Annotated in this window: 19 protein-coding genes; 12 read left to right on the forward strand and 7 right to left on the reverse strand. The window is 41.1% G+C overall.

Annotated elements, in window-relative coordinates; genetic code table 11:
* Window positions 1-984 (forward strand): tRNA (adenosine(37)-N6)-dimethylallyltransferase MiaA, encoded by a 984-nt coding sequence (gene miaA, locus B8983_RS03745; protein WP_084282791.1) that lies wholly within the window; start codon window positions 1-3, stop codon window positions 982-984.
* On the opposite strand, the gene purM is transcribed toward miaA, so the two are convergent.
* On the reverse strand, window positions 977-2038 hold the full coding sequence (purM, locus tag B8983_RS03750; RefSeq protein WP_084282792.1) for a phosphoribosylformylglycinamidine cyclo-ligase: 1062 nt from the start codon (window positions 2036-2038) through the stop codon (window positions 977-979). The genes miaA and purM overlap by 8 nt on opposite strands.
* 53 nt (window positions 2039-2091) lie before the next feature.
* Here purM and B8983_RS03755 point away from each other — a divergent pair, with 53 nt between their 5' ends.
* From B8983_RS03755 to panB, 6 genes are read left to right on the forward strand one after another with little or no spacing between them, the layout of a single operon-like run.
* Window positions 2092-3084 (forward strand): AI-2E family transporter, encoded by a 993-nt coding sequence (locus B8983_RS03755; protein WP_084282961.1) that lies wholly within the window; start codon window positions 2092-2094, stop codon window positions 3082-3084.
* A 15-nt stretch (window positions 3085-3099) separates the two neighbouring features.
* A complete protein-coding gene (locus tag B8983_RS03760) occupies window positions 3100-3831 on the forward strand; it encodes an HdaA/DnaA family protein (RefSeq protein WP_084282793.1) in 732 nt (243 codons plus the stop codon).
* 2 nt (window positions 3832-3833) lie between these two features.
* Window positions 3834-4529, forward strand: a complete 696-nt coding sequence (locus tag B8983_RS03765) for a histidinol-phosphatase (protein ID WP_084282794.1) — start codon at window positions 3834-3836, stop codon at window positions 4527-4529.
* Entirely contained in the window at window positions 4526-5959 is a 1434-nt protein-coding gene (gene pcnB / locus B8983_RS03770) for a polynucleotide adenylyltransferase PcnB (protein WP_084282795.1), read from the forward strand. The genes B8983_RS03765 and pcnB overlap by 4 nt, the downstream gene beginning before the upstream one ends.
* Before the next feature lie 45 nt (window positions 5960-6004).
* Window positions 6005-6523, forward strand: coding sequence for a 2-amino-4-hydroxy-6-hydroxymethyldihydropteridine diphosphokinase (folK, locus tag B8983_RS03775; protein WP_084282796.1), 519 nt, complete (start codon window positions 6005-6007; stop codon window positions 6521-6523).
* 50 nt (window positions 6524-6573) lie between these two features.
* Window positions 6574-7401 (forward strand): 3-methyl-2-oxobutanoate hydroxymethyltransferase, encoded by an 828-nt coding sequence (gene panB / locus B8983_RS03780; RefSeq protein WP_084282797.1) that lies wholly within the window; start codon window positions 6574-6576, stop codon window positions 7399-7401.
* A 4-nt stretch (window positions 7402-7405) separates the two neighbouring features.
* On the opposite strand, the gene dnaJ is transcribed toward panB, so the two are convergent.
* The 5 genes from dnaJ to hrcA all read right to left on the reverse strand — a co-directional run bounded on the left by dnaJ (window position 7406) and on the right by hrcA (window position 13435).
* The gene (dnaJ, locus tag B8983_RS03785) at window positions 7406-8545 is read right to left on the reverse strand and encodes a molecular chaperone DnaJ (RefSeq protein WP_084282798.1); all 1140 of its coding nucleotides are present in this window, start codon (window positions 8543-8545) and stop codon (window positions 7406-7408) included.
* A 28-nt stretch (window positions 8546-8573) separates the two neighbouring features.
* Window positions 8574-10499: a molecular chaperone DnaK gene (dnaK, locus tag B8983_RS03790; protein ID WP_084282799.1), complete on the reverse strand. Its 1926-nt coding sequence runs from the start codon at window positions 10497-10499 to the stop codon at window positions 8574-8576.
* Between the two features lie 107 nt (window positions 10500-10606).
* Window positions 10607-11152 carry a nucleotide exchange factor GrpE gene (gene grpE / locus B8983_RS03795; protein ID WP_084282800.1) on the reverse strand — a complete coding sequence of 182 codons (546 nt, stop codon included), beginning with the start codon at window positions 11150-11152 and terminating at the stop codon, window positions 10607-10609.
* Window positions 11153-11258: 106 nt separating this feature from the next.
* Entirely contained in the window at window positions 11259-12398 is a 1140-nt protein-coding gene (hemH, locus tag B8983_RS03800; RefSeq protein WP_084282962.1) for a ferrochelatase, read from the reverse strand.
* A gap of 20 nt (window positions 12399-12418) precedes the next feature.
* On the reverse strand, window positions 12419-13435 hold the full coding sequence (gene hrcA, locus B8983_RS03805) for a heat-inducible transcriptional repressor HrcA (protein WP_084282801.1): 1017 nt from the start codon (window positions 13433-13435) through the stop codon (window positions 12419-12421).
* A gap of 164 nt (window positions 13436-13599) precedes the next feature.
* Here hrcA and B8983_RS03810 point away from each other — a divergent pair, with 164 nt between their 5' ends.
* Together B8983_RS03810 and recN are read left to right on the forward strand one after the other, a co-directional pair.
* Window positions 13600-14523 (forward strand): NAD kinase, encoded by a 924-nt coding sequence (locus tag B8983_RS03810; protein ID WP_439650337.1) that lies wholly within the window; start codon window positions 13600-13602, stop codon window positions 14521-14523.
* Between the two features lie 2 nt (window positions 14524-14525).
* A complete protein-coding gene (gene recN / locus B8983_RS03815) occupies window positions 14526-16193 on the forward strand; it encodes a DNA repair protein RecN (RefSeq protein WP_084282803.1) in 1668 nt (555 codons plus the stop codon).
* Here recN and glnE read toward each other — a convergent pair.
* Window positions 16182-18947 (reverse strand): bifunctional [glutamate--ammonia ligase]-adenylyl-L-tyrosine phosphorylase/[glutamate--ammonia-ligase] adenylyltransferase, encoded by a 2766-nt coding sequence (gene glnE / locus B8983_RS03820; RefSeq protein ID WP_084282804.1) that lies wholly within the window; start codon window positions 18945-18947, stop codon window positions 16182-16184. The genes recN and glnE overlap by 12 nt on opposite strands.
* Before the next feature lie 109 nt (window positions 18948-19056).
* Between glnE and B8983_RS03825 the strand changes: the two genes are divergently transcribed.
* Genes B8983_RS03825 through tldD form a run of 3 tightly spaced genes read left to right on the forward strand, consistent with a single transcriptional unit; the run spans window position 19057 to window position 25418 of the window.
* A complete protein-coding gene (locus tag B8983_RS03825; RefSeq protein WP_084282805.1) occupies window positions 19057-23136 on the forward strand; it encodes a YhdP family phospholipid transporter in 4080 nt (1359 codons plus the stop codon).
* An 11-nt stretch (window positions 23137-23147) separates the two neighbouring features.
* Entirely contained in the window at window positions 23148-23957 is an 810-nt protein-coding gene (locus B8983_RS03830; RefSeq protein WP_084282806.1) for a carbon-nitrogen hydrolase family protein, read from the forward strand.
* A 6-nt stretch (window positions 23958-23963) separates the two neighbouring features.
* Window positions 23964-25418 carry a metalloprotease TldD gene (gene tldD / locus B8983_RS03835; RefSeq protein WP_084282807.1) on the forward strand — a complete coding sequence of 485 codons (1455 nt, stop codon included), beginning with the start codon at window positions 23964-23966 and terminating at the stop codon, window positions 25416-25418.
* The last annotated feature ends 10 nt before the right edge of the window (window positions 25419-25428 follow it).

Consider the following 25428-nt stretch of genomic DNA (forward strand, 5'->3'; position numbering starts at 1 on the left):
ATGGAATCTCATCCTTTAACTAATTTACTTGCCATTGTTGGGCCAACAGCTAGCGGCAAAAGTTCTTTTTCAATGAATTTAGCTCGGCAAGCAAAAGAGCTCGGTCACGCTATTGAAATCATTAGTATGGATTCAGCCCTGATTTATCGAGGCATGGATATTGGCACTGCCAAGCCAAGTGTGGAAGATCAACAAACCGTTCCCCACCACGGCATTAACATTTTAGAACCTTGGGAATCCTATTCTGCAGCCATGTTTGCAAAAGATGTTAGTAGATGGGTTGAAGAGATTCGTGGTCGAGGCGCTCAACCAGTGATTGTGGGTGGGACAATGTTATATTGGCGGGCATTAATTCAAGGGCTCAGTCAATTACCGGCGAGTACCCCAGAGATTCGAAATCTGATTGAAGCGAGAGCTGCCCAAATTGGTTGGCCTGCGATGCATGAGGCATTACACGCTGTAGACCCGATCACAGCCGATAGGTTACCGGTTGGCGACACGCAAAGAATTGGGCGCGCCTTGGAAGTTTTTGAAATGACTGGTGTCCCAATGTCTGAGTTAATTTCCCAATCTCCCTACAGTGAATCGAGAGACGACGGAAAATTTCCCCACCTACTAGTTTCATTTGAACCAAATGATCGTGCTTGGCTTCATGAGCGAATCAGTCAACGCTTCAAGATCATGCTTGAGAGCGGATTCCTAAAAGAGGTAGAGTCATTAATGCAATTGCCACAAATGCACCCCGAATTACCCTCCATGAGGTCGGTAGGATATCGGCAAGCCTTGGAATACTTCGCTAATGAAATTAGCTTTGAGCAGTTTGTGCAGGCTGGCACCGCGGCAACTCGGCAGTTAGGAAAACGTCAATTAACGTGGTTAAGAGCGATGCCTAGTAGATATCTTGTTAATGCTGAAAGTATCCAAGCAATCAATCAAGCCACAAAAGATTGCTTAGACTATTTGTTTCCCAACCAATCTATATAACGATGGTTTGATGGGCATCGGTTGGTCTCTCGACGATATCACCAATCGACCAAGAAGTTAAACCTGCCTGATTTAGAAAGCTTAGCGCTTGATCAAGATGATCGGCACTGACTACTACGGCTAAACCAATGCCACAGTTAAAAACACGGTGCATTTCTTCATCTGCCACGCCACCACCTTGTTGCAACCATTTGAACAATGCCGGCATTTGCCAAGCATCTCGATAAAGTACTGCTTGGACATTTTCAGGCAAGACACGTGGAATATTCTCAACCAATCCACCGCCAGTAATATGCGCCATCCCTTTAATACTGACGCTTTTTAAAAGCTCTAAAACTGGTTTTACGTAAATTTGCGTAGGTTGCATAATGACTTCACCCAAGGTCTTACCATCAAAGGCATCCCCTGGCTTCGCGTTGGTTCTCTCAATAATCTTACGAATTAGCGAATAACCATTTGAATGGGCGCCACTTGAGGCCACACCAATAATCTTATCGCCGGGTTGAATTTGTTTACCAGTGATAATCTTCGACTTCTCGACAACTCCGACCGCAAATCCGGCCAAGTCATATTCACCATCAGGATACATGCCTGGCATTTCAGCAGTTTCACCGCCAATCAAAGCACAACCGGCAATTTCACAACCCGTCGCAATACCGCCAACAACTCTCGTCGCAACATCGACAGAAAGCTTGCCACAAGCAAAATAATCAAGGAAAAATAATGACTCCGCACCTTGCACCAAAATATCATTCACGCTCATCGCTACTAAATCTTGGCCAACTGTATCGTGCGATTGCCATTCGAAGGCTAACTTTAATTTAGTTCCCACTCCATCAGTACCAGACACTAAAACCGGTTCCTGATATCGCTTAGGAATTTCAAATAACGCCCCAAAACCTCCAATTCCTGCGAGCACGCCCTCTCTCATGGTTTTTTTTGCAAGGGGCTTAATTCTCTCAATTAAAGCATCGCCAGCATCAATATCAACCCCAGCATCTTTATAGGAAAGACCTTGGGTTGCATTTAAATTTAAATTTGATGGATTTGTCATAAAATTCCTAAGTACTCAGTAGAATGTAGTGATTCTAATGGAAGGTAATGTTAATGTCCGAAATTTTGATGCCTTTTTTGGCTGCTTTTATATTTGCCTATATTTTAGAGCCTTTAAAGGTGCGCTTAGCTATGGCCAAAATTCCAGAGGGATTAGCTGCTTTAGTTGCTGTTTTTATTGGAATTATTGCCGCAACTTTCATTATTTTGCTACTGTTAAACCTGTTACAGCACGAAATACCCCAAATTAGACAACAATTTCCACAATGGATTGAAAACCTCAAACTATGGCTAACCCCTAAATTAGCCACTTTTGATATTGAATTGGATTGGAAAGACATTCAAGACCAGGCTACCGCACAAATAACAACACAACTGTCAGATAACGCCAATACCGTAGTTACCAAGTCAATTACGACAATACTCAAGTCATCTAGTTCGATTTTAGGTTTTTTTGCAAATAGTGTTCTCGCCCTTTTTGTCCTGTTTTATCTTCTTTTAGACTGGAATCATTTTTTCGGAAAAATTGGCAATGCAATCCCTAAAAAACTGCAAGCCACGATTTTCCCTCTTGCTATTGAAGTGGACTCTCTCCTCTCTCAATATTTGCGTGGGCAAGTTCTCGTCATGTTAGTGCTATCTGTTACATACAGCTTAGGACTTTATTTAATTGGGGTAAAAAGTGCCTTTGCTTTGGGTACCTTTACTGGGTTGGTCGCCTTCATTCCTTATGTGGGCTTTATGATAAGTCTTTGCTTATCTTTATTAGCGGCACTATTGCAGTTTGGTAGTGGCAATGAAATCTTATTGGTGCTAGTTTTATTTTCCCTTGGACAAGTCTTAGAGGGATTTTATTTAACACCTCGCCTAGTGGGTGAGCGCATCGGCTTACATCCTGTTGCCGTTCTTTTTGCATTAATGGTATTCGGTAAATTATTTGGCTTTTTAGGAATTTTGTTGGCCTTTCCGATGTCAGCTATTTGTTTGGTAGCCTTCCGTTTTTTAAAGCACAAGTACTTTAGCAGTCAATGGTACAAAGCAAACTAGGTAATTGAATTACAGATGAATTCTCCGCAATTTACCCTTGATATTTTGACTTCTCCCGAGCCAAGTTTAGATAATTTCATTTTTCCGGCTTCTGATAATTCTCTTCAGGTCAGTATTTTTGAAGTTTTCAGTCAAATACAAGGGATGTATTTAGCTCAGCAAACAACCCGCTTTGATTTCAACTTAATTTATGTTTGGGGTCCTCCCGGCAGTGGTAAATCGCACTTACTGATAGCGATGCAAAAGTTTTATGAAAAATTACAACTACCTCACCTATATTTGAGCACGCAACATCAGAATTGGCAGTTTGCAGATATACAAACTGGACCTGATTGCCTCGCTTATTTGATTGATGATGTCGATAATTTAAGTATTTCTGAGGAAAATCAATTATTTAAGCTACTAATTGATCAAAAAAATAGCCCCGAGAAATTAATTTTTGTGAGTGGTTCGAAGTCGAGTCATCATTTAAATATGCGGGATGATATTTCTTCTCGGTTAGCCAGTGGGCTGAACTTTGAATTATCCTTTTTAACGGATGATGAAAAGATTGTGGCACTTGAGGAATTAATCAAAGCACGGGGCTTAAATATCTCGTCAGACATCCCTCATTGGCTATTGAACCACTTTTATCGAGATCTCCCTAGTTTAATCAGTATCATAGAGGCTGTTGATCATTACTCTTTACAAACAAAAAGAGCAATTACCCTCCCTTTATTAAAAGAATTATTACATTTGACCGTTTAATCATGTCTGCCTCTTATCACTCTATAGCCTTATTCGATCTTGATCATACCCTCTTACCGATAGATAGTGATCATGAGTGGGGACGATTTTTGGTGAGGTTAGGTGTTGTTGATGGCGCTTATTATGAACAACAAAATGAACGCTTCTATAACGATTACAAAGCGGGAAAACTTGATATTTATGGTTTTCTAAAGTTTGCATTAAAGCCCCTAGCGAGTCACCCTAAGCAGACTTTAGATGCTTGGCATCAGCAATTTATGTCAGAGGTCATCGAACCACAGATTCGCGCAGAGTCGATCTCTTTAATCCAAAAACACCAAGACCTTGGTGATTTGTGCTGTGTGGTGACGGCTACCAATAGTTTTGTCACTCGACCAATTTGCGAACGTTTTGGAATTTCTCATTTGATTGCTACTGAACCAGAAATGACGGCTGATAATCAATTAATAGCATTTACAGGTAATGTGTTCGGTGAACCAAACTTTAGAGAAGGTAAAGTAAGGCATGTTGAAGCTTGGTTAGCACGTCATCACTTATCATGGGAATCACTGGAGAAAAGTTGTTTTTACTCCGACTCCATGAATGATTTGCCACTATTAGAAAAAGTTCATACGCCAATCGCTACCAACCCAGATAACAGATTACGTCAATTAGCTACCGATAGGAATTGGCAAATTTTAGAATTGTTCAACCAATGATCAACAAAATAATTAGAAAAATTCTTGGTAAGCCCAATAAAAAGCCTCCCGTGGGCCATGATGCTAAAACTTTAGAACCCAAGAAAATTCCCTTCAAAACACATCATATTGATCAAAAGTTAATTTCTCCGAATGCAATGAAGGTGACTCAAACCCTTCAACAAGCAGGCTATAAAGCATATATCGTCGGTGGAGCTGTGCGGGATTTATTGTTGGATATTAAACCAAAAGATTTTGATGTTGCGACGAACGCCACGCCCGATCAGGTACAAGCTTTATTTAAAAAATCGCGCGCCATTGGTAAGCGGTTTCAAATTATTCATGTCACCTTTTACAATAACTCAAGTAATTCTAGAGATCGCATGGAGATTATCGAGGTCTCAACATTTCGAGCCTTGTTAGTAGAAACTGGCAAGCATATTGCAAATTCTGGGCGTGTTTTAAGCGATAACGTTTGGGGCTCTCAGTCAGAAGATGCTACTCGGCGGGACTTTACGATTAATGCGATGTACTATGATCCAAGTACTCAGGTGGTCCTTGATTACCATGGTGGTATGGCTGATATAGAGGCCAAAGTACTGCGTATGATCGGTGACCCTGCCGCTAGATATAGGGAAGATCCGGTGAGAATGTTAAGAGCTGTCCGTTTCGCTGCAAAAACTGGTTTCACTCTTGAACAAAATACTCTTGCGCCCATCGCCCAATCAGCTGCCCTCATTCATGATGTACCTGGTGCTCGTTTGTTTGATGAAATGTTAAAACTATTAATGTCAGGGCATGCTTGGTCTAGTATGACCAAGCTAAGAGAAGTGGGTTTAGATCAAGGCTTGTTACCGATGCTTGATGTCATTTTGGAGCAATCTGACCAAACTAGTTTTGCTAAGCTTGCACTTGATAGAACTGATGAGCGTGTTCTGCAAGGTAAATCTATTTCGCCTGGTTTTTTATTTGCAGCTCTGTTATGGCATCAAGTTGAGCAACAATGGCAGCGTAACTCACAAAGTAACAAACCTAGCATCGTTTGCTTAAATGACGCAATCGATGAAGTACTAAGTGCACAAAGAGAAGTTTTTGCTATTCAAAGGCGTTTTGAAACCGATATGCGAGAAATTTGGAGCTTGCAACCACGCTTTGAAAAACGTGTTGGAAAAATGCCTTATCGACTTTTAGAGTCGGTAAGGTTTAGAGCTGGATATGATTTTCTATGCTTGCGTTGTCAGGTCGGGGAACTGCCCTTAAGCCTATCCACTTGGTGGGAAAATTTCCAAAATAGCTCCCCAGAAGATCGAGAAAAATTATTAATTGAAGCTAAAAGTGAGAGCTCACTACCGGCTACAGATGCCCCTAGTAAGTCTCGAAGACGTCGACGTCGAGGCATAAAAGGGAAAGAAGCCGTAGAAAATAATGACTCATCTCAGCAATCTTTTTAGAAATTGATTAAAGTAATAAGTTGATAAGAAGATAGGATTTAAATTATGGCAAGAGCCTACATCGGACTGGGTGGCAATATTGGAGACACGAGACAAATATTAACGGATGCCGTGGTTTGTCTCGCACAATTTCCATCGATTTCAATTAATGCCAGAAGTTGTTTTTATATTAGTGCTCCCGTCGAGGCGACTGGTGGAGACTATATTAATAATGTAATTTCGATTGATACCAATCTGGAGCCCATTCCACTTCTTCGGGTCTGTCAAACGGTTGAACAGCACTTCGGTCGTGAGCGCCCCTACGAAAAAGCACCAAGAACCCTCGATATTGATTTATTGATTTACGAGAATATTTCGCACAATACGCCAGAGTTAATTCTGCCTCACCCTCGACTTACTGAGAGAATGTTCGTTTTATTACCTTTGCTAGAAATTGAAAGCGAAATTGAATTACCTAATCACGGTAAATTAAAAAATAAACTGCCCGACTTGTCTTGGCAAAAGATTGAAAAGCTTGCCAACAAATATTGTCCAAACTCCATAGGGGCAAATAAGTCACATTAACGAAATTTTTCGGTATAGTGGTGTTTTAATGTCATCCAGTGTTGTGATTTATGAGCTATCTGAACTTATCTGAAAACCTTGTTCCATTGACAATTTCCAAACTCATGAAGTTGAAGGCTGAGGGTCAAAAAATTACTTCGCTAACAGCTTACGATGCGAGTTTTGCGGCACTATTTGATCAGATGGGAATTGAAGTTATATTAGTTGGAGATTCATTAGGTAATGTAATTCAGGGACACTCTTCAACGATTCCTGTTTCTATTCAGGAGATGGCGTACCATACCGCGTGTGTCGCTAGAGGCGTCAAGCGCGCTTTTATCATCGGTGATTTACCCTTTGCCTCTTATACCAGTACCGCAGAAGCCGTTAAAAACTCAGCTCTATTGATGCAGTCAGGCGCTCAAATGGTCAAAATGGAAGGTGGAGCCCACTTATGTGAAATGGTTGAAGTGTTAACTCATCATGGCATTCCAGTTTGTGGCCACCTAGGCTTAACACCCCAATCTGTCAATACGCTTGGTGGCTTTAAAGTACAGGGAAAGTCCGCTGATGCTGCCAAAAAAATATTAGAAGATGCCTTAGCCTTAGAGGCTGCTGGCGCTCAATTATTGGTGCTCGAAGCCATTCCAAGTACTCTCGGCGCGCAGATAACCCAAGCTTTAAAGATTCCTACAATCGGCATTGGTGCGGGCCCAGATTGCTCTGGTCAAGTACTCGTGATGCATGATGCCCTAGGCGCGTTCCCAGGTCGTAAACCTAAGTTTGTAAAAGATTTTTTGGCCCCGACTGGCACGATTGAAAAAGCGATTACTTTGTATATTGAAGAAGTAAAATCAGGGGCATTTCCAGCCCCTGAACATTGCTTTGTTGCTAATTAACGAATTAGTTAAAAAAACCTTTTACCCGATCAAACCAACCTTTTTCCTGTGGGTTGTGTTTTGAACTATCCGTTTTTAAACTATTATCAAAATCTTTGATAAGTTGACGTTGCGCATCATTCAATTTGACCGGTGTCTCTACTTGGACATGTACATATAAATCACCAGGGATTGTTGAACGAATACCTTTAATACCCTTACCTCTTAAACGGAATGTTCTGCCCGTTTGGGTACCTTCAGCCACATCGAAACTCGCCTTACCGGCTAGAGTAGGCACTTCTAAATTCCCACCCAAACAAGCTGTAGCAAAAGAGATAGGCATTTGGAAATGTAAGTCATCGCCATCCCGTTCGAACACAGAGTGGGCCTTAATGTGTACTTCTACATACAAATCACCAGGAGGGCCTTGATTAACGCCAGGCTCACCATGACCGGATAATCGAATTCTCATACCATCTTCGATACCAGCAGGTATTTTTACTTCCAACGTCTTTTGTTGTTTAATCTTTCCTTCGCCATTACATTTCTTACATGGTTTAGGAATAAATTGTCCATGCCCACGACACTTTGGACAAGTTTGTTGCATTGAGAAAAAACCTTGAGAAACTCTGACTTGGCCTTGCCCACCACAGGTAGTACAAGTTTCCACTTTAGTGCCTGGCTCAGCGCCAGATCCAGTGCAAACCTCGCAGTTATTCCATCCAGGTACACGGATTTGGGTTTCGTGGCCTTTGGCAGCCTCTTCCAAGGTAATTTCCATGCTGTAGCGCAAGTCGCCACCACGATACACCTGTGGTCCAGAACGACCTCCGCCACCCCTTTGATTGCCAAAAATATCACCGAAGATGTCACCAAAGGCATCACCAAAGCCGCCAAAACCTTGCGCACCACCCCCACCAAAACCACCCATATTAGGATCGACACCAGCATGACCATACTGGTCGTATGCTGCCCTCTTTTGCGGATCAGATAACATCTCGTAGGCTTCTTTAGCCTCCTTGAAGTTCGCTTCCGCATCCTTATTATCAGGATTTCGGTCAGGATGGTACTTCATCGCCATTTTCCGATAAGCTTTTTTAATCTCATCGTCATTGGCGTTTTTAGCAACACCTAAAATTTCATAAAAGTCACGCTTATTAGCCAAAGGATTTCCTTCAATTTACTGTGTTGAATTATTTTTTATTAACTTCTTTGAATTCTGCATCAACTACATTATCGTCATTTGGCTTCTGGTTTGCTTCAGCAGATCCAGCAGCACTTGCCTGGTCCTTTTCTTGCATTGCAGCGTAAACTTTTTCACCTAGTTTTTGGCTTACTTTACCAAGCTCTTCTGTCTTCGCTTCAATTTCTTCTTTAGTGCCAGATTTAGCGACTTCTTCCAAAGTCTTTAGCGCTTCTTCAATCTTCTCTTTTTCACCCGCGTCTAAGGATGCGCCATGCTCTTCTAAAGATTTTTTAGTGGAGTGGCTTAACGCTTCTGCTGTGTTACGTGCATCAACTAATTCACGCAATTTACGATCTTCTTCAGCATTCACCTCTGCATCTTTAACCATCTGTTGAATTTCTTCTTCAGAAAGTCCGGAGTTCGCTTTAATGGTAATTTTATTTTCTTTACCAGTGGCCTTATCTTTAGCGCCAACGTGCAGAATTCCGTTCGCATCGATATCGAAAGTTACTTCAATTTGCGGAGTACCGCGGCTTGATGGTGGAATACCTTCTAAATTAAACTCACCCAATGTTTTATTGGCGCTAGCCATTTCACGCTCACCTTGATAAACCTTAATCGTTACCGCAGGTTGGTTATCCTCAGCTGTAGAGAATACTTGTGAATACTTGGTTGGAATCGTTGTATTCTTAGTAATCATTTTGGTCATGACGCCACCCAAGGTCTCAATACCTAAGGACAATGGAGTCACGTCTAATAACAACACATCGGTACGATCACCCGATAAAACAGAGCCTTGAATCGCAGCACCAACAGCAACTGCTTCGTCTGGGTTTACATCTTTACGTGGGTCTTGACCGAAGAACTCTTTTACTTTTTCCTGTACTTTAGGCATACGTGTCATACCACCAACCAAAATTACGTCTTGGATGTCAGTCAATGAAACGCCTGCATCTTTAATGGCAGTACGGCAAGGCTCAATCGTGCGAGCAATCAAGTCATCCACTAAACTCTCAAGCTTAGCACGTGTCATTTTGATGTTTAAATGCTTAGGACCGCTAGCATCCGCAGTGATATAAGGTAAATTAATATCGCTTTGCTGACTAGATGACAATTCAATTTTTGCCTTTTCAGCAGCTTCTTTGAGACGCTGGAGAGCTAAGACATCCTTACTTAAATCAACGCCTTGTTCTTTTTTGAACTCAGCAATGATGAAGTCAATAATACGTTGGTCAAAATCTTCACCGCCCAAGAATGTATCGCCATTCGTTGAGAGTACTTCAAATTGTTTTTCACCATCAACGTCAGCAATTTCAATGATAGAAACGTCAAAAGTTCCACCACCTAAGTCATAAACTGCAATCTTACGGTCACCCTTAGATTGTTTGTCTAAACCAAATGCAAGTGCTGCAGCAGTCGGCTCATTAATGATACGTTTCACATCAAGACCAGCGATACGGCCGGCATCTTTCGTTGCTTGTCTTTGGCTATCGTTAAAGTAAGCAGGGACTGTAATAACAGCTTCCGTCACTTCTTCACCCAAATAATCTTCTGCAGTTTTTTTCATTTTGCGTAAAACTTCAGCAGAAATTTGCGGTGGAGCATACTTGGTTCCACGGATATCAATCCAGGCGTCGCCATTATCTGCTTTAGAGATAGCGTAAGGCATTAAATCGATATCTTTTTGTACTTCTTTTTCCGAAAATTTACGACCAATCAAACGCTTTACTGCATAGAGCGTATTTCTTGGATTGGTAACTGATTGGCGTTTAGCTGGTGCACCAACCAAAATTTCGCCATCTTCCATGTACGCAATAATTGAAGGGGTAGTACGTGCGCCTTCTGCATTTTCAATCACCTTAGGAGTGTTGCCTTCCATTACTGAAACGCAAGAATTGGTAGTTCCTAAGTCAATTCCGATAATTTTTCCCATAATATGTTTCTTTCAATAAAGTAATTTAGTTAATTATTAAATAAGGTTGAACTAGGTAATTTCAAGAGCGAAACATCAATTTATTTGTTGGCTCTTGCATCATTTAGTTATTTTGCTTGACTCACCGTCACCAAAGCTGGACGTAAGACCCGATCTGCAATCGAGTAACCGCGCTGTAAAACAGAAACAATGGTATTCGCTTCTTGCTCAGACGGGACCATCGAGATTGCTTGGTGAAAATGTGGGTCAAACTTAGCTCCTGCTTCAGGGTTAATTTCTAAGACCTTGCCCTTTTCTAGTGCACCAGAAAGCTGCTTTAAGGTAAGTTCCACACCCTCTGTCAGCTTTGCCAAATCCCCTTGATGATGGCTGAGCGCAGCATGCATGCTATCCATCACAGGTAATAAATGTTCAGCAAAACTCTCGATAGCAAATTTATGAGCCTTTGCAACATCCTCAATCCCTCTTCTGCGCATATTCTCAGTTTCAGCTTTGGCTCTTAAATGGGCATCACGCGCCTCATCTAATTGCTTTTTAAGCTCTTCAATTTGCACTTCTAGGGTAAAAGTTGCTGACTGTTCATCATGAACAGCACTCACAGGAATTGTTTCTTCTCCAATAATTGGATCAGTATTTTTATTTTCTTCAGTCATATCAATGCTTTACAAAAAAATTTAGGAAAATTAATGTCTACTACCTTATAAATAAGGTCAGATTGTTTGAATTCAAGGGGAGAAAAAGAAATTTTTAAAAAATTTCTTAAGCGATGTCCGATGAAGACGCTAACATGCGTTTTTCAACTTCTTGGCCCATTGCTACTCGTTCAAGAAGCTCAGCGGGGGTCGGAACTTGAGTTTTCCAACCTGCAATATTTTCTAAGGCAATCGTATGTAACGCGTCGATCCAAGCAGGTTGGTCATTTAAACAAGGAATCACGTGGTAAGTTTTACCACCAGCATGAGTAAAGATTTCCTTACCTTCCATGGCAATTTCTTCTAAAGTCTCCAAACAATCCGCTGGAAAACCTGGACAAAAAATATCTAATCGGTTGGTGTTAGCTCGCCCCAAAGTCTCCAATAATGGAGCCGTGTAAGGTTTTAACCACTCGGCTTTACCAAATCGAGATTGAAAGCTTAAAATCGCTTCGTCGGCGGAAAGGCCTAAGGCTTCTCTCACTAATCGGCCCGTTTTATGGCATTCACAGTGATATGGATCCCCTCTCAGAAGAGTTCTTTTGGGTACCCCATGGAAAGACATCACTAATTTGTCGCCATTTTTAAAATCAGGCACCCCATGAACGGCCCAGTAGTCTCGTACCTGTTGAACCAGAGCGGCAATATAAGCAGGATGATCATGATAATTTTTCACCATTCTTAAAGCCGGTGGATTTCTTTTTTGCGCGTGCACTTGAAAAACAGCATCAAAGCTTGAAGCTGTTGTTGTTGCTGAATATTGTGGATAGAGCGGTAGCACTAATAAGCGATTAACTCCCTCGCTCTCTAAGTCGTTCATTGCTTTTTCGATCGATGGATTACCATAGCGCATGGCCAATGCCACCTTGACATCTTTCGTTGACTCATTGGTAGCTAGTTTTTGTTCTAAGCCAAGCGTTTGATTTTGAGAATGAACTAATAAAGGGGCTCCTGTACCTGAAGAGCCGTTCATCCAAACGCTAGCATATTTCTTCGCAGATGCGCTAGACCGGAAGGGTAAAATGATGCCATTCAGAATAAACCACCAAATGATTTTTGGTACCTCAATGACTCTCGGATCGGAAAGAAATTGTTTTAAATAAGGTCGTACAGCTTTTGCAGTTGGCGCATCCGGAGTGCCTAAATTAACGACTAAAATCCCAACTTTTTGGGATACGGCATGCGCTTTATCTGTGTCTAGGATGATATTTTCCAAGCAATTCTTTCTTAATTATTTGAACTCAAAGCGCTGGTTAGTAATTTCGAAGTAATGTCTACAATCGGAATTACTCTCTCATACGCCATGCGGGTTGGTCCAATCACACCCAATGTACCAACCACGATATTATCCACTTTATAAGGGGCGGTAATGATCGCCATACCATCTAGCGGTACTAAATCGCTCTCACCACCAATAAAAATCTGCACGCCATCCGCTCGGCTAGAGACGTCTAACAGTTGTAAAAGGCCAGTGCGTTTTTCGAAAACTTGAAAAAGACGCTTGATTTTATCCATATCCGAGACTAATTCCCCAATTTCCAGGAGTTTTTTCTCACCAGATATCACCATATTGTCTTGTGGGTCTGCCAAAGAGCTAGAGCTGGCTTCAACAGCTTGACTCATTAAAGCAGTAATATCTTCTCGCAGACCTTCTAGCTCGCTTTTGACGCGGGTCCGAACTGACTGTAAGTCAAGCCCGGCAAAATTCGCAGTAATAAAGTTACTGGCTTCGACCAGTTGTGATGGAGTGTAATCTTTACTGGTAATTAAAATTCTGTTCTGAACATCGCCCTGAGGGGTCACCATGATCAACAGAATTCTTTTCTCAGATAGTCGTAAAAATTCAATTTGCTTAAAAACCTCACTCCGACGAGGAGTCATCACGACTCCTGCGAAATTCGATAGCTGGGACAGCATTTGGGCAGCTCCCGCAATCACTCTTTGGGGAGAGTCAGGGACAATTTCAGCCGAAAGTTCACGATGTCCAATTTCATCTAGAGGTTTTATAGTCAACATGGTGTCAACAAACAAGCGATATGCTCTAGGGGTTGGAACACGTCCTGCTGAAGTGTGAGGACTGGTAACAAAACCTAACTCTTCCAAATCTGCCATCACATTGCGAATGGTGGCTGCTGATAAGTCTAAGCCAGAATGACGCGAAAGGGTCCTCGAACCGATTGGTTGCCCTTCGGAAATGTGTCGTTCAATCAGTGTTTTTAATAGATCGCGAGCTCTTTTGTCCATCATGCTCATATTTTAACAATAAGAATTCAATTTCGTCATTTAAGCCGAGTTTGATTTCGGTGCAGTGTGCTTAATCTAAGTTTGTAGTAATCCATCCATGAAAAACCAAATTGCTTCTAAAATACATAAGTACATAAATGGTCTACTTAAACATTGTAAGAGAAATGTCACTATGGTTTAATCGAAGAATGTCAATTGAAAACAATTCCCCCCTACCTTTCTCAAATGTCGCCCTTGTCGGAAAATTCCAGGCAGAGGGTGTGGACCGTATTTTAGAAAATGTCGCACGTATTATTTTAGAAAATGGCTTTAACGCCTATTTAGAATCTGAAACTGCGGAGCAAACTGGCCTGCAATCAATTCCAACGATTAAAGTTGATGATTTCGCTGGAAAAATTGATATTGTGGTGGTTATCGGCGGTGATGGGACTTTGCTGGGTTTAGGTCGAAGGGTTGCTGGTCTGAATATTCCGATTATCGGAATCAACATGGGCCGTTTAGGGTACATGACAGATATACCATTGAATGAAATCGAAGTACACTTACCTGCAATGCTCAATGGTGCGTACGAATTAGATACTAGAACTTTATTGGAATCTCAAGTCATGCGCGATGGTGCGCCAGCGCATCAAGGTACAGCTTTAAATGATGTTGTTGTGAACCGCTCTAGCCGGTCTGGCATGGTCGAATTAACTGTCGAAGTAAACGGTAGCTTTATGTACAACCAGCGTTCGGATGGTTTAATTGTGGCCACTCCGACTGGTTCAACTGCTTACAGTTTATCTGCTGGTGGTCCTATTTTGCATCCTCGTTTAGCCGGTATTGTGTTGGCGCCAGTGTCACCACATGCGCTCTCAAATCGCCCAATCGTCTTACCAGATGACGCATTCATTTCCATTGAAATTACTGGTGGTCGAGATGTTACTGTTCATTTTGACATGCAAACTTTAGCAATTCTCCAGACAGGGGATCGGGTCACAGTCAAAAAATCTCCTAAAAAAGTTATCTTGTTACATCCTGTAGGTCACAGTGAATATCGAACACTCCGTGAAAAACTGCATTGGAACGAGTATCCAACGAATTCTTAATTATGTTACAGAGTTTAGATATTCGTGATTTTGTGATTGTGGATCACTTGGAACTAGAGCTTGGCTCTGGTTTTACAGTGCTTACTGGTGAAACAGGTGCGGGGAAATCAATCCTATTAGATGCATTAGCGCTGACGATGGGGGAGCGGGCTGACATCAGCCAAATTCGTGAAGGTTGTACAAGGACTGAAATTTCAGCTAATTTTTATATTGCAGAGCAACTCGTCCCAACGTTGAGCGAGCTCTTAGAAACCCATGGCTTTCCACTTGAGCAAGAAGGTAGATCCATTCTCCTCAAAAGAACAATTGATCAGTCCGGTCGAACAAAAGCTTACATCAACGGAAGTTCTGCAACTTTAGGGCAGTTAAAAGAAGTTGGTGAATACTTAGTTGACATTCATGGCCAACACCAACATCAGTTGTTACTTAAGCCAGGTGCTCAACGCACTCTATTAGATACTCATGCAAACCTTCAGCCACTTGTTGCCAAGGTTTCTGAAGCCTATCGAAATTGGCAGCTTACAGAGAAGCAAATTCAAATCGCTAAAACAGCTGGCATCAATCTCGCAAAAGAAAAAGAACAGTTAGAGTGGCAATTAGAAGAATTAAATGTACTCGCACCCCAATTTAACGAATGGGATGATTTGCAACTCGAGCACTCGCGACTCTCTAACGCTGCCTCTCTGATTGATGGCTCACAAGAACTCGTGCAGTTGCTTTCTGAGTCAGAAGCTTCAATCTTAGATCAATTAGCCAAATCACAAAGTCTCTTAGATGATTTAACGGATATGGATAGTTCGTTAATGGAAGCAAAAGAAGAGTTAGATTCAGCTCATATTCATGTGAGTGAGGCAACCCATACGATTAACCGGTATTTACAGAAATTAGATTTGGATCCTGAACGCCTGACTGAATTAGATGAAAGAGTGCAAGGATATTACCGGTGCTCCAAGAAATTTCATTGCGCCCCCTCGGAGTTACCGGTTAAATGGGAAGAACTACAGCAACAACTATTTAATTTAAATGCTGCTCAAGATACTGAAGCTTTGATGCAAGAAGCGAAGGGACGAGAAACTGCGTATTTAAAATTGGCACATGAGTTAACTAAAGCTCGCCTTCAAGCAGCCCATGAAATTTCAATTGCCATTACGCATTCCATGCAAACTTTAGCGATGGGTGGTGGGAAATTTGAGGTTGAAATTGCGCCCTTAGAAAAGCCTAGTCAATACGGCCTAGAACAGGTTGAGTTTTTAGTCGCCGGACATCCTGGAGTAAAGCCACGTCCGATTTCAAAAGTAGCGTCGGGTGGGGAGTTAGCACGAATCAGTTTGGCGATTGCGGTCATTGCTAGTAAATCAAGTGCTACTCCAACCTTGATTTTCGATGAAGTGGATGCTGGCATCGGCGGTGCGGTAGCCCAAACAGTGGGAGCTTTACTGAAAAAACTCGGTCAAACTCACCAAGTGTTATGCGTCACCCATCTCCCCCAAGTTGCTGCTCAAGGCGACAATCAATGGCGCGTTCAAAAAACTTTAGTAGAAAATAAAACAATCAGCAAGATTGAAGTACTCAATCGATCGGAAAGAGTTGATGAAATTGCCAGGATGTTGGGTGGTGTTGACATCACGCCCACCACCCTTCGCCACGCGAGAGAGCTATTAAATATTTGATAATAGACGTTGCCATAAATTGATCACGCTTCTTCTAGCCTCCTCAATTTGCCCCCCTTGAGAATGCTCTTCTAATTTACCAATCTGATTACCCTCTAAACGTATTTGATGTTGTAATTTACGAAACAATCGATAGGCATTTGCCACTTTTAACGCTTCTTCATTCGTAATCAGCTGGCAATTTGCACACTCCTGCAAGAGGGCAATATTACCAATGTTCTGCAGTAACGCGGGGAATTGATGAGCGTTTTTTAAAATGAGATATTGAATCATAAACTCGATATCAATCATCGTGCCAGCAGCATGCTTTAAGTCGAAAGTTTCACTAGCACTCGGGTGGCCAAAATGCAATTTTTCACGCATCACTGTCACTTCTTGCGCAAGTTCTTTACCATCTCTGGCAATTGATAACACTTCATTTCGAATTTTTTCAAACTGTGCCCCAACCCTCATGTCCCCAGCGCAAAATCTTGCTCTCGTTAATGCTTGATGCTCCCATACCCAAGCCGTATTGGCACCGACATTTTTTTGATAGTTCTCAAAAGCTTTCAGACTTGTAACTAATAAACCTGCTTCACCGTTAGGTCGCAAACGCGTATCAATATCGTATAGCACGCCAGTCCGTGTAGCCGTTGTAATTGCAAAGATAAATTTGCGCACTAAAGTAACAAAAATAGGCTGTAAATCATCGCTGGATAAAGGAGTACATGACTCATCGTAAATAAATACCAAATCCAGATCAGATCCATAGCCAAGTTCTTTACCACCCAATTTGCCATAGGCAATCACGCCAAAACCAAACTGATTCAAAGAGTCCTGAATTTGATACTTCTTTTTTAGGCCATTCCATACAAAATTCAAAGTCACTGTAATGATAATATCTGCCAATTTAGATAGTTGATCACTTACTTTTTCTAACGGTAATTGGTAAGTACTAAAACCACCTAAATCAGCCAGTAAAATCTGAAATAATTCTGATTGATGCGCTTGTCGCAAGGTGTTCCAAACAGCTTCTTCGTCTTGGTCATCTTGCAAAATAAAATCGATTTTATGTTCTAAATCTTTCTGCCAGTCTACCCAATAGGTCTCAATATCTTGTTCCGAAGTTTTTTCAGTACTAATTAATAAAAGATCATCTAATAAGTGCGGATGTTTCATTAAGTATTGCGAAGCCCAAGTAGATGCCTCTAGTAATCGAAGCACTTGATCAATCGCCTTAGGATATTCCTTGAGAAGCGATAGGTAGGAAGATCTTCGGAAAATCACTTCTAAAAAATCGAGCAGTTTTAATAAGGTTTCTTCTCTGATTTCAGGGTGATTATCGAGGACATAGAGCAGAATGAAATCAAAATTTTGTTTACTCATTTCGCTAACGAGGGCAAAGCGATTCGATGACTTTACTTGTTCAACTTTCTGCTGAAATTCCGGGTATTGTTCAAAACTTCCGGAGGGACTTAATTGACTATTGTCCTCTTGTGATTCCAATGTAAATGCCTCAGAAAAATAATAGGCCACCTTCGCTTGATGGTCCGTCAACGCCTTCTCAAATTGCACTTTATTGGCAAATCCAAGACGACTTGCAATCTGGGTAATTACTTCATCATCATTAGGCAAATGATGGACTTGAGCATCATTTCGCCATTGTAATAAATGTTCAAGCTTTCTCAAAAAGTGATATGCAGTTAATAAATCCTGAGCCATTTTCGAGGGAATCAGCTGCAATCTTTCAATATGCTGAATGACTTCTACGGTTGAGCGAGTTCTTAAAATAATTTCTTGACCACCTCGAATTAATTGAAACATTTGAGCTAAAAACTCAATTTCACGGATACCGCCTTTACCAAGTTTGATATCAAAAGCTCGTTCAGGATATTGATGCGCTCTGAGGTTGGCCTCATGACGAATTTGACGGTGTAAGCGTCTGATGGAATCGATGATGCCAAAATCTAGATACTTGCGATAAACAAAACGGCTCACTACGGCATGCAAGTTTGCTGGAAAACCACTTTGATCTGCCGCATTTAATGGGTAAACTAGGCGCGCCTTGATCCAAGCGTATCGCTCCCATTCTCGCCCTTGAACTAGGAAATATTCTTCCAACATTTCCAAACTAGATACCAATGGCCCCGCATCACCGTTAGGTCGCAAGCGCATATCGACCCTAAAAACAAAGCCTTGCGGGGTTAACTCGGTTAAATAGCGAATAATTTTTTTACCTTGCAACTCAAACCATTCATGATTAGAGATAGATTTTTTACCACCAATCGTGATGCCATCGCATTCGTATACAAAGATCAAATCAATATCAGAACTGACATTTAGTTCTTTAGCGCCCAATTTACCCATCCCGATAATCCAAAGTGGAATAGGCTGTGCATATTGGTTTTGAGGAAGTCCGTATTGAACGAATAAAGCATTTTGAGCGTACAAACTGGCATAGCGTAAGGCAAGATGAGCAATTTCTGTCACTGCTTGCATGACTTCAGGTAGTTGGGCCAGATTGGCAATATCTCGAATCCCCAACCATAACATTGCTTTTTGCCGAGCCATTCTGATACGTGCCAAAAAGTTTGGTTCATCGAATTCTAACCAAGTCTTTTGCGGAAGCTCTTGCTCAAAAATTGACGCAAGTTGCGAGTGCTCTAAGGGCTCATCAATTCTATCCTCTAACCATTGCTCCCAAGAGGGGTTTGCATTTAACCAACGTAGCACATATGGCGAGAATTCTTTACTGATTTGAATGGGTTTTGACATATATTCCAAAATATCGATAAATCATCAAAAACGATACGAGTGAATCGCTTTAGTAGATAATAAGAGTTCAATTACCTTATCTAACTTTCAGGGTGCTAACTGAGTATTTATGCGTCAAAAACTTCAATTAGACAAACTGGTTTCCATTGGAAAAAAGTTCATTATCTATTCTACCTACTCTACTGTAGGTATCGTCCTATTTCTCGCAGTTTTTTCTCAAGTAGTTTTAAGATTTTTTGTTTGGCCATTTTTACCAAGCTACTTAAATGAAATCAATCAGTTTGCTAGTCAATCAATTCATGCTGATTTCAAAATTGGTCAAATAGAAACATCGTGGAAAGACTACCGTCCAGCTTTCACCATCAAAAATATTAAAATTTCCAATCCTGACTTGATGTTCAGTCAAAAAAATAAAATCGGCTTAAATGCGGGGGAATTATTAGAGGTTCCGCAAATTGAAGGTGTGATTAATTGGAATAGCATTTGGCAACTCTCCCCTCATTTTCAATATTTATCCTCTCAAGGTGCAAAAATTTTCGCTTCGAGAAACTCTCAAGGGGTGTGGAATATCGCAGGGTTCACTATTACCCCCGGCAACCAAAACTCACAGACTTTATCTTGGATCATGAGTGAAAGTAACTTGCAAATTGGCAATCTACTTTTCGAGATTAATGATCAATTTGAAGAAGCCTCAAATTTTTCTGCGCGAATTGAAAACATGGCACTTAAAAATGATCAGTTTGACCATCAATTTGATCTCAAATTAAGTTCCGATGACTTAAATGGCAAGCTGATTGCTAATGGTCAATTTAAACATCGCTTTGCCAGCAACCAAACCAATATTAAAAACTGGCAGGGCCATTTTAATTGGTCGATTGATCATCTAGATATCAAACAACTATTAGATTTAACCAGTATTCCGGCAAGGGGAAACATTGGTGCTCTTGAGTTCCGAGGAGAATACGATCTTTTCTTTGGCGGACTGACCAAAGGATTCACCTTTTTAAATGCGGACGATATCAATTTTTACTGGAAAAACTCAAAAAATAATTTATTACTAAAGCACCTAAACACGCAGTTAGAGCACCGCATAGAGGGTAATCAGCAAGTTATCTCCACCAAGAACTTTGCTTGGAGCACTGCAGATACTAAAAATCCAGATACTTCTTTAACCGATATTGAATTTAAATTTGCAATCCCCAATCAAAGTAATGAATTTACCCATCTTGCTATTCAAGCACCCTATTTAAAATTAGAACCAATCAATCAACTAGCTCTAAGTCTGCCACTTCCAAATGCTTGGTTAAGTGTTTTAAATGAGTTAGCTATCCATGGTGAAGTGAAAGATTTAGTTGCCAAATATAACCATCGTCCAACGGGGTTGGAAAAATTAAAATCTACCATTACGCCCTTACCGTATTTTGAAGTACAAGGTATGCTCAGGCAAGTAGGTTGGAATGAATTGAAATCCAAATTTCCCGGTGTACAAAATCTCAATGGTGAAATTAACGCTACAGATACCTCTGGTCATATCAACTTAGACTCCCAGCAACTTCGCCTCCAAGCAGGTCATCTGATGACTGCAAAAAATCTAACATTTGATGTGGCAAAAGGTAATTTAGATTGGCACCATAACAACGATAAGAGTTTAGATATTCGTCTTGACAGCGTAACGCTCGCAAACCCTGTATTCAATCTCCAAGGCTCGATGAAATACCTTTTGCCACCCAAAAGTGGTAATGAAAAAATATCGTTAGACATGGAGATAAGTAACACTCAAATTTCTTATTTAATGAATTTGTTACCAACTGTCATTTCGGCGGATGTCATCAAATATCTGCAAGGTACAATCATTGACGGAACATTGGAGAGCGGTAAATTACAGATTGATGGTAAGCCAAGTGATATCCCATTTAGCAAGGAATCTAGCAGTAAGTTTTTAGTCACTACCCAATTAAAGAATGTTACGTTTAGACCATTACCAAATAGTAGTGACATTCAGGGAGAGTGGCTGCCACTCGAAAAATTAAATGCCAATTTATCGATTAAAAATGAGTTACTCGCGATACAAATTCCTACTGCACAATTCAAAAATACGACTGCCCAAAACTTTAACGTTGCGATCAATTTAAGAAAGCAACCTACAAAAATAGAAGTCAATGGAAGTGTTAACGGTAAAGTAAGCGACTTTATGAAGTACGTTCTTACATCGCCGATTGGTTATCGCTTCAAAGACTCCTTTGATACACTTGACGTTAGCGGTGATGCGAGCTTAAAACTATCGATTATCGAAACCTTCCAAGCATCAAATCCGACAAATATCCTAGCAGATTTAACCTTAGCCAATAATCAAATCCGCTTTAAAGATTTGCCTGCTGGCAACATTAATACTGCGAATATCACTTTTGATCAAAAAGGAATTAAGCTCATTAATATTTTGGGCAATTGGATGGGTGGGCCGCTCGCCATCAAAACAAATAATAAATTAATTGAAGTGAATGGCAGCGCAGATGCCAGCAAACTGATGGAAGTCGTTGGTGGTGAGATACCAGCCATCAATAAATCAGTTAAAAACTATTTAAAAGGGACTCTGGGTTATCAAAGCAGTTTTATTAAAGATTCGAATGGTTTTACAAACAACACGACCTTTGACTTTCGTCAAGTTCAACTTGATTTTCCTGAGCCAATTATCAAGCCGCTAGGAGTTCCCATGTTAGGAACCCTCAAGTTAATCAGTAATAACAACGTCATGGATTGGCAATTTAAACTGGATAATTTAATTCAATCCACTGGCACTCTCAAAGATGAAATTGTTACGAAACATGCATTAGCGATTGGCAATCTACCACTACCCCAAGTGGATAAAGGGATGCGTATTCATCTTGATGTGGCTTCATTGAATATGGATAAATGGAACCTTTTGTTAGACAAGCCTAAAAAAATTGATAGTTTAGATGCTGCTAAAAGCTTATCAAAAGAAGTACCGCCGATTGCAATTAATGCCAAAGTAAAGTCACTGATCGTGGCTAACAAGAAAATTGAGGACCTGACTCTTATCGCGAGTCATGATGAAAATCAATGGAAAGCAAGTATTTCATCCCCTTTAGCAATTGGTGATGTCGAATGGATAGACTCAGGGAGTACCCACCCTTTTGGCGCTTTAAAAGCAAAATTTTCTAAGTTAACGATTCCCAATAATGAGTCGAAAGAAACCATTACCAAAGGAATTGAAAACTCCTCTGAGCAAATGCCCGAACTAGATATTCAAGTCGGTCAATTTGCTTTTGGTGATAAGAAATTTGGCACTTTAAATATTTTAGCTACGTCTAAACAAAATATTTGGACTCTACAGAAATTGAATATTCAAAGTCCTCATGGCATTGTGAATGCAACGGGTAAGTGGCAATTCAAAGCAAACAACACGCCTAGTAGAACATCCTTAGACTTTGACATCTCCTCTAACAATACCGGTGATCTATTGAGCTCTTTAGGATACGTAGAAGTACTTTCCAGTGGCAAGGGTGACATGTCAGGGTCTATTTCCTGGGCAGGCTCACCAGCCGCGTTTAGCACAAAATCACTAGATGGTAATCTAAAATTTGTTATCGACAATGGGAAAATTCTTCAAGTCGACACAGGGGCAGCAAAATTATTAGGTATTCTCAGTTTGCAAGGCCTATTAAAATTCGCCACTTTAAATTTTTCTGGCAGTGTAGGTGAAGTTGTTTCTACGGGAACATCTTTTGATAAGGTATCTGCCAATGCCGCCATTAAGCGCGGCATTCTGGAAACAACTGACTTTGAGATGATGACAACTCCAGCCAAAATTTCGATGTCAGGACTAATTAATCTAAACCAAGAAACCCAAGATCTTAGGGTCGTTGTTTATCCGCGAATTAATTTAGGGTCTGCCGGTCTTGCAGTACTGTACTTTACGAACCCAATTATTGGTTTGGGAACCATGCTTGGGCAATATCTTCTTTCTTCGGGTGTCAATAAAGCTTTGCAATCTGATTATCTGATTCAGGGTAGTTGGCAAAATCCAGAAATTATTCCACTGGATCAAAATGGTAATCCAATTGATCCAGAAGCAATCAAAAGCATTCGTCGAAAAAATTTATTAAATGAGGGGACTGGGAAGTCTCAGGAAAGCAATCCTTCCCCTAAGCCTTCTCAAAAATCACCTTAAAGGATCGTGAGATGATTAAAGTTGCCAGTATTCAGATGGTCTCAAGTGCTAATCCAGCAGAAAACTTTCAAACTGCCGAGAGACTGCTTGCAGAAGTGGCCCAAAGTGGGGCAAAAATTGCGGTGTTACCAGAGTATTTTTGTCTGTTAGGTCAGACGGATCGCCAAAAATTAAGTATTCAAGAGCCTTATGGGGCTGGTCCAATGCAAGAAATGCTAGCAAATTTCGCCAAGACGTACCAAATCTATCTAGTAGCGGGTACTTTACCCATTAGTTCAGAAGATCCTGAACGGGTATGGAACAGTACGCTTGTTTTTAACCCAAAAGGGGAAGTTATTGCCAGGTATAACAAGATTCATCTGTTTTCATTCAGCAAAGGAACCGAAAGCTATAACGAATCATTGACTTTGCAAAAGGGCTTAGAAACCCAGGTCTTTGAAGTTCAAGAACAGGGACAAATTTGGACTTTTGGTCTAAGTATTTGTTATGACATTCGTTTTCCAGAGTTATACCGCGCCATGGGTAAAGTAGATTGCCATCTCATACCAGCCGCTTTTACTTATACAACTGGTAGTGCCCATTGGGAAGTTTTATTGAGAGCACGAGCGATTGAAAATCAGTGTTATGTGCTTGCCTCAGCCCAAGGCGGTCTTCATGACAATGGTCGCCAAACTTGGGGGCATTCGATGTTGATCTCCCCTTGGGGAGAAATTTCCAGTCAACTAGAAAATGGTGAAGGTTTTATACTTGGAGAACTAAATCGTCAAGAATTAGACGATGTAAGAGCAAATTTGCCAGCGCTAACCCACCGTTCACTTTAATAATTTATGACTACTTATCAAGATTTTGCATTACAAAGCGCAAAAACTCTCTTGCTTGATCCAGGCGGGATTTCTGAGCTTGATTTACAGACTGCCCTAAGCTCCATGTACCAACATCGTTTAGATGATGCGGATTTGTATTTTCAACACACCCGTAATGAGTCTTGGAGTCTAGAAGAAGGGATTGTCAAATCTGGACATTTCAGTATCGACCAAGGTGTTGGGGTAAGAGCTATTTCTGGTGAAAAAACAGCCTTTGCCTATGCGGATGAAATTAATTTAGATACCCTCATGCAAGCTGCTCGTTCTACAAGGGTAATTGGGGCTACGGGTGGCAAAAAGAAAATTACTTTAGGCGCTCATCAGGTGAGTAGCAATCCACTCTTATATCACCAACAAGACCCTATTTTGAGTTTGCCGACTGAAGATAAGATTGCTTTGCTCGAAAAAATTGAAAAAAGGGCTAGCGCCAAGGACCCACGAGTAGTCCAAGTGATGGCTAGTTTGGCCGGTGAATTCGATGTTATTTTAGTTGCTAGGGCAAACGGCAAATTAGTAGCCGACATTCGTCCTTTGGTGAGAGTCTCGATTACTGTCATCGTTGAACAAGGTGGTAGAAGAGAAATGGGCAGTGCTGGCGGTGGTGGTCGCACCAATTATGCTTACTTCACGAATGAATTAATCGATTCCTGGGTTGATCAAGCAGTTCATGCGGCACTGATTAATTTAGAGTCAAGGCCGGCCCCAGCTGGCTCAATGACAGTAGTCATGGGACCAGGTTGGCCAGGTGTTTTATTACATGAGGCAATCGGTCACGGCTTAGAAGGTGATTTCAATCGGAAAGGATCATCTGCTTTTTCAGGAAAAATGGGGCAACGGGTTGCAGCTAAAGGGGTTACCATCGTTGATGATGGCACTTTAGACGGTAGACGTGGATCCTTAAACATTGATGATGAGGGGAACTCTACGCAATGTACCACCCTGATTGAGAACGGTATCCTAAAAGGTTATATGCAAGATAGCTTAAATGCACGACTCATGAAAATGCCAATTACTGGTAATGGTCGACGAGAAAGCTACGCTTCCCTGCCCCTTCCTCGCATGACTAATACATACATGCTTGGCGGCGACAAAGACCCGCAAGAAATCTTAGCTAGCTTAGACAAGGGTTTATACGCGCTCAATTTTGGTGGTGGTCAAGTCGACATCACAAGTGGAAAATTTGTGTTTGCAGCAACCGAGGCTTATTGGGTAGAAAATGGCAAAATTCAATATCCTGTAAAAGGAGCAACCATTATTGGCAGTGGTCCTGAGTCACTCAAACAAATTACCATGATTGGGAATGATCTCAAATTAGATGAAGGTGTTGGCGTTTGTGGGAAAGATGGACAAAGTGTGCCAGTAGGTGTTGGACAACCGACTTTACGATTAGAAGGCATGGTAGTTGGAGGTAGCGTTTAGGTTTTTCTTG

It is taken from the genome of Polynucleobacter kasalickyi (assembly GCF_900176405.1).
In the GTDB taxonomy this organism is placed as follows: Bacteria; Pseudomonadota; Gammaproteobacteria; order Burkholderiales; family Burkholderiaceae; genus Polynucleobacter; species Polynucleobacter kasalickyi.